At 32.9% G+C, this 4,644-nt stretch carries 8 protein-coding genes; 5 read left to right on the forward strand and 3 right to left on the reverse strand.

Features of this window, described 5'->3' with window-relative positions; translation table 11 throughout:
• Positions 1-163: 163 nt before the first annotated feature.
• The 3 genes from ACFIKD_RS08820 (at position 164) to ACFIKD_RS08830 (ending at position 1,643) form a co-directional block, all read left to right on the forward strand.
• Positions 164-313, forward strand: a complete 150-nt coding sequence (locus tag ACFIKD_RS08820) for a hypothetical protein (protein WP_375612426.1) — start codon at positions 164-166, stop codon at positions 311-313.
• A 45-nt stretch (positions 314-358) separates the two neighbouring features.
• Positions 359-814 carry a TIR domain-containing protein gene (locus ACFIKD_RS08825; protein ID WP_375647806.1) on the forward strand — a complete coding sequence of 152 codons (456 nt, stop codon included), beginning with the start codon at positions 359-361 and terminating at the stop codon, positions 812-814.
• A gap of 175 nt (positions 815-989) precedes the next feature.
• The gene (locus ACFIKD_RS08830) at positions 990-1,643 is read left to right on the forward strand and encodes a recombinase family protein (RefSeq protein ID WP_375647807.1); all 654 of its coding nucleotides are present in this window, start codon (positions 990-992) and stop codon (positions 1,641-1,643) included.
• Between the two features lie 210 nt (positions 1,644-1,853).
• Here the strand turns inward: ACFIKD_RS08830 and ACFIKD_RS08835 are convergent, their stop codons facing one another.
• Both ACFIKD_RS08835 and ACFIKD_RS08840 read right to left on the reverse strand, forming a co-directional pair.
• The gene (locus ACFIKD_RS08835) at positions 1,854-2,252 is read right to left on the reverse strand and encodes a type II toxin-antitoxin system VapC family toxin (RefSeq protein WP_375647808.1); all 399 of its coding nucleotides are present in this window, start codon (positions 2,250-2,252) and stop codon (positions 1,854-1,856) included.
• Complete coding sequence (locus ACFIKD_RS08840) at positions 2,249-2,500, reverse strand: hypothetical protein (protein ID WP_004857201.1); 252 nt, start codon at positions 2,498-2,500, stop codon at positions 2,249-2,251. Before ACFIKD_RS08840 ends, ACFIKD_RS08835 begins: the two co-directional genes overlap by 4 nt.
• 284 nt (positions 2,501-2,784) lie before the next feature.
• Here ACFIKD_RS08840 and ACFIKD_RS08845 point away from each other — a divergent pair, with 284 nt between their 5' ends.
• Both ACFIKD_RS08845 and ACFIKD_RS08850 read left to right on the forward strand, forming a co-directional pair.
• A complete protein-coding gene (locus tag ACFIKD_RS08845; RefSeq protein WP_375618681.1) occupies positions 2,785-3,477 on the forward strand; it encodes an AAA family ATPase in 693 nt (230 codons plus the stop codon).
• On the forward strand, positions 3,474-3,794 hold the full coding sequence (locus ACFIKD_RS08850) for a hypothetical protein (protein WP_375630656.1): 321 nt from the start codon (positions 3,474-3,476) through the stop codon (positions 3,792-3,794). Before ACFIKD_RS08845 ends, ACFIKD_RS08850 begins: the two co-directional genes overlap by 4 nt.
• A 98-nt stretch (positions 3,795-3,892) precedes the next feature.
• Here the strand turns inward: ACFIKD_RS08850 and ACFIKD_RS08855 are convergent, their stop codons facing one another.
• Positions 3,893-4,249 carry a helix-turn-helix domain-containing protein gene (locus tag ACFIKD_RS08855; RefSeq protein WP_375647810.1) on the reverse strand — a complete coding sequence of 119 codons (357 nt, stop codon included), beginning with the start codon at positions 4,247-4,249 and terminating at the stop codon, positions 3,893-3,895.
• Positions 4,250-4,644: the final 395 nt, after the last annotated feature.

Below are 4,644 nucleotides of genomic sequence, written 5' to 3' on the forward strand. Positions count from 1 at the left end.
AGTGATGATGATTATTTTCGTGATGAGTATGAGGATGTTGCGTAAATAAAATAGCAGGTGCGGGGGGCGCCTGCTTTCAGAGAGCAATGTAAAAACAAAGGTATTAAAATTTCCATTAAACTCAATAAAACATGGAACATAACTGAAATTATAGGTGTTGGAAATGCTCAATCATGATGATATCGAAAGTGTTGAATTTTGTTTTACTGTAAATGGTAAAAAAATAAAATTTGATAAAGAGACTAATGATAAATTAAAGGAAAATATAGATTGGGAGAAATTTTTATCGCAATTATTCGTTGATAAAGAATAATAAGCCCTCTGGGACAAATGCATGTATTTTATAGGGGATATAAAAATGCCAAAAATTTTTATTGTATATAATAATCATACTATTTTAGAACAAACTGAACGTATTCTTTTTAAGCTTGGATTGGAACCATACGTTCTGAAATTTGGTAGTGATGATTTAATTACTATTGAGGATTTTAAACAAGAAATTAGTATGCAAACTAATTCTCCAAAATTTGGTATTGTGTTACTTACTCCCGATGAGATTGGCTATGCAAAATCTGCTGATAAAAAAGACGCACAACCGCGCGCTAATCAAAATGTTATTTTTAAAATGGGTATGTTGTTTCCTATAATTTCTTGCAGAAATATTGCTATTTTAAAAAAACGAGATGTTGAAGTACCTTTAGATTATGAAGGGATTAATTATATTCCTTTTAATGAACACGTAAAAGAGACTCTCCCAAAACTTATTGAACTATTAAACACAGCCGGATTCAATTTAGATACAGTTAACTACTGAATTTTTTTCTTTGCATGAAGTATAAGCAAGATACGCACAGTGTCATTTGAAGCGTCATAAATTGCAATATCAGAAAAAACGATCATTTTTTATGAATGAAAATTGTATATTTAATTCCTATTTTTTCTATGCAATAATATATCAGTTTTAATCAAAAATAACCTTTTTACTGAAAATGCCAAAATTTTATGCTTATTTACGTGTTTCTCGTGATGGACAAGATACAGAAAATCAAAAATTTGGATTGTTAGAATACGCTAATAAAAATGGCTTTGCACCACTTCATATTGAAGAAGAAATTGCAAGTAGAGGAAAAGATTGGCGCAAGCGTAAGCTTGGTGTTTTAATTAAAAAAGCAGAACGAGGAGATGTATTATTAACTCCTGAATTTTCTCGTATAGCTGGTTCTTCTCTTGCTGTCCTAGAAATTCTCAAAGCAGCCAGTGAACGTGGTTTAATTGTGCATATAACGAAACAAAACCTTATCATGGATGGAAGTTTACAAAGCGATATCATTGCAAACGTATTGGGTATGGTATCACAAATTGAACGGCATTTAATTCAAACACGCACAAAAGAAGCCTTAAATGTTGCTCGTCAACGAGGAATAAAACTTGGCCGGCCAAAAGGAAGTAAAGCTACGCAATTAAAGCTGGACAATCATATTGATGAAATTCAAGCATTTATAAATGTTGGTTTATCACAGAGCCGTATTGCTAAGACATTAGGAGTTAGTGTGAACACCTTACGTTTATTTATTGAACGTAAAAACATCAAGCTTACAAAAACAAAGCCTATCATTACCATGCCAAGAACATTGGAAAATTAAGATAAACTGCGCCAAGTTGATAGTTCTTTTCCATGACGTGATGCATTGAAGTATGTTTATTATTTACGTACAAAATACGTACTAAATAAATAATATTTATTTAGTAAATAAGAAATATTTTAATACCTGTAATTACTATGTGTTCAACAAAAGGTGGTGTTTGAAAATCCATATCTATAGCTTATTCTTTTATAGGTATTAGCTCACTCATTAAGAAAGGAGTTTTACTGATTTCCCGTTTTTCTTTAACAGGTCGATTGCTAATTTATCAAACGAAACAAATATCTCGCCACCTAGCCAATTACCTTCATAAGCTATAATTCCATCAGCAAAATCACCACCAGCCTCTAGAATAGCAAGCCCTACTTCAACAGCTGGTCTATTCATTACTATATTACTGGTTGCTAGCAGATCGCGTAACATTCCAGCTACATCTTCTTTTGATAGTCTTGCACCTCGTCGAAGTATCCAAACAAGTTCGCATAGACAAGGTAGAGAAATAGCTATGAGAGAAGCTTCTCTTAAAATCTTACTTGCTACCTCCCCTTGCTTTTTATCATCTTGTAAAACAGCACGAGCCAGAACATTTGTATCTACAGAAATCTTCATTTTTTCCCAGCCCAACTAGAAGCTGTAATTTCGTTCATTTCTTCAATGGTTAGAGGTTTTTTTAGTTTTCCAGAAAATCGTCCAATAAAGCTCTCAATAGTGCTTGTAGGCTGTGACGCTTTTATACGAAGTTCACCACCTGGTAACTTATCAAAGTCAATCTTCTCACCTGGTTTAACACCAAGGTGCTGTAGTAAATCCCGCTTTAGCGTAATTTGTCCTTTTGCTGTAACTGTTAATGAAGACATAAAAAATTCCTCTTACTATATAATTATCTAATATACATAAAAGTAATGTAAAAATCAATTACTCACAAGAAACGGAATTGTGAAATAAACTCGTTTGCATACTGGAATGTGCACACCCGATTATACCTGATTTGAAATTAACAAGATATAAATATTTATTACGTATTTTGTATGTAAATAATAAATATTTACAAAATAAATAATTATTATTTATAATTTTAATAAATACGTAATAAATAAATGGTATTTATTTGGTGTTTATTCATTGAATAAGGAATATCTTAATGCCTGTAATTACTATGTGTTCAACAAAAGGTGGTGTTGGAAAATCCACAATGGCATTAGTATTAGCTAACGTTTTTGCTAAAGCCGGATCTAAGGTGAAATTAATTGATGCAGACCCAAATCAACCACTTGTGACATGGATGAAAAGATCTGTAGATACAATGCCCCAAAATATAGAAGTTTCTGGAAATGTTACAGAACAGAATATTGTTTCTTGCATTGATGATGCTGTAGAACAGTTTCCATTTGTTATTGTTGATCTTGAAGGTTCTGCTAATCTTGCGGCTTCTTTTGCTATAGGGAGAGCGGATTTAGTTTTGGTTCCTATGAGAAAAAAACAACTTGATGGAGATCAGATAGGAAAGATCATTGCTTTAATAAAACAACAGAGTCAGTTTTTTAAAAGAGAAATACCTTTTCGTATCGTATTTTCTATGACTAATACCTTAAACAGTCGCGAAGGACAGCATATAGAAAAAACGTTAGAAAAAGCTAACCTTCCTATTTTACCTGCTTCATTAACTGAAAGAGGAGCTTTTAGTGCTCTTTTTCAGATAGGGGGGTCTCTCTTTGATTTAGCATCTTCTGATGTGAATAATCCTCAAGCAGCACAAGAAAATGCAACGGTTTTTGCTAACGCTGTTGTGAAGGTATTGGATAATGAAAATTTATTAAAGGACAAAGTAGCATGACAAAAAGAGCTGAAATTGTATTACCGGATCTTCAAAATTTAAAACCGTTTACAAAAGCACAAAAAGTAGATGAACAAGAATTAGGTAAGATAGGTCAAAATAATGGTTTTACGACACGTCATAGTGTAGAAACAAAACGTGGTAGTGGACGTAGAAGACGTAGTTTAAAAACAGCACGATTAACACTTGCACTTGAACCAGAAGTAAGAGACAGTTTTTGGTCTTTAGCAGACGAACTTAATGAAGATGGTGGTGATTTTCTTAATCGTCTTATTGAAAATTACGTAAATAACAATTACACACAAAATAAACGATGATTATTTATTATTTACGTACAAAATACGTAATAAATATTTAAAATCTTCTTATGAAGAGAGAAGATAGCTGTATGTAATATAATTTAAAAAGCGTTCTTCTATTCGGAAACCAACCACAAAATTGCTTTCTGTTTTTTATGTTTTAGTTGCCTAAAACCTTTTAAAAGGACGTATTCTTCTTTAGAATGAAGTCCTTCATTATAAGGGTAAGAAATATTTCTTTTTTGTGAAATATCGGTATAAAAAAAGGAGATATGAACATCTAGTATGTTAGCGATTTCCTGCAAACGCCCAGCTCCTACACGATTTGAGCCGTTTTCATATTTTTGGATTTGTTGGAAGCTTACTCCTAATTTTTTTCCTAATTCTGTCTGAGAAATTCCCATGTACTTTCTTCTATAGCGAATTTTTTCTCCTACAGAAACGTCATTTAAATGTGGAGTTTTTTTTTGCACTTTAAATTCCCCCCCTACCGGGTGCGAGCGCCCTCGCATTAGTATTCCGGGAGTAATAAAGTACTGAGTTCGAGTCAGCTTTTTGCTTTTAGTGCTAAGAAGCACTTGGACATAACAAAAACTCCCGGAATTCCGGGTGACCACATAGTGGCTAATTTTTACTCTCGAACTTAGGGCTTTATTTCCCTTTTGATCGCTGCGTAGACGACCAAAATATTTCTTAAGTGATAAAACAATTTCAGGAGATTGGCAAATAAAAATAGTTTTTATTTATAAACTTTATTTTAAATGAGAGGCTATCCGCCTCTCAAACTCTCCGGAACGCTCACCAAAATCATGACATCAGACCCGCGTTTAATGAGAGGACTAACAAGTCTTGGTTCTTAGTGTCAAGG

Origin of the sequence: Bartonella sp. CR84HXZ, assembly GCF_042194535.1 — a bacterium.
GTDB lineage: Bacteria > Pseudomonadota > Alphaproteobacteria > Rhizobiales > Rhizobiaceae > Bartonella > Bartonella grahamii.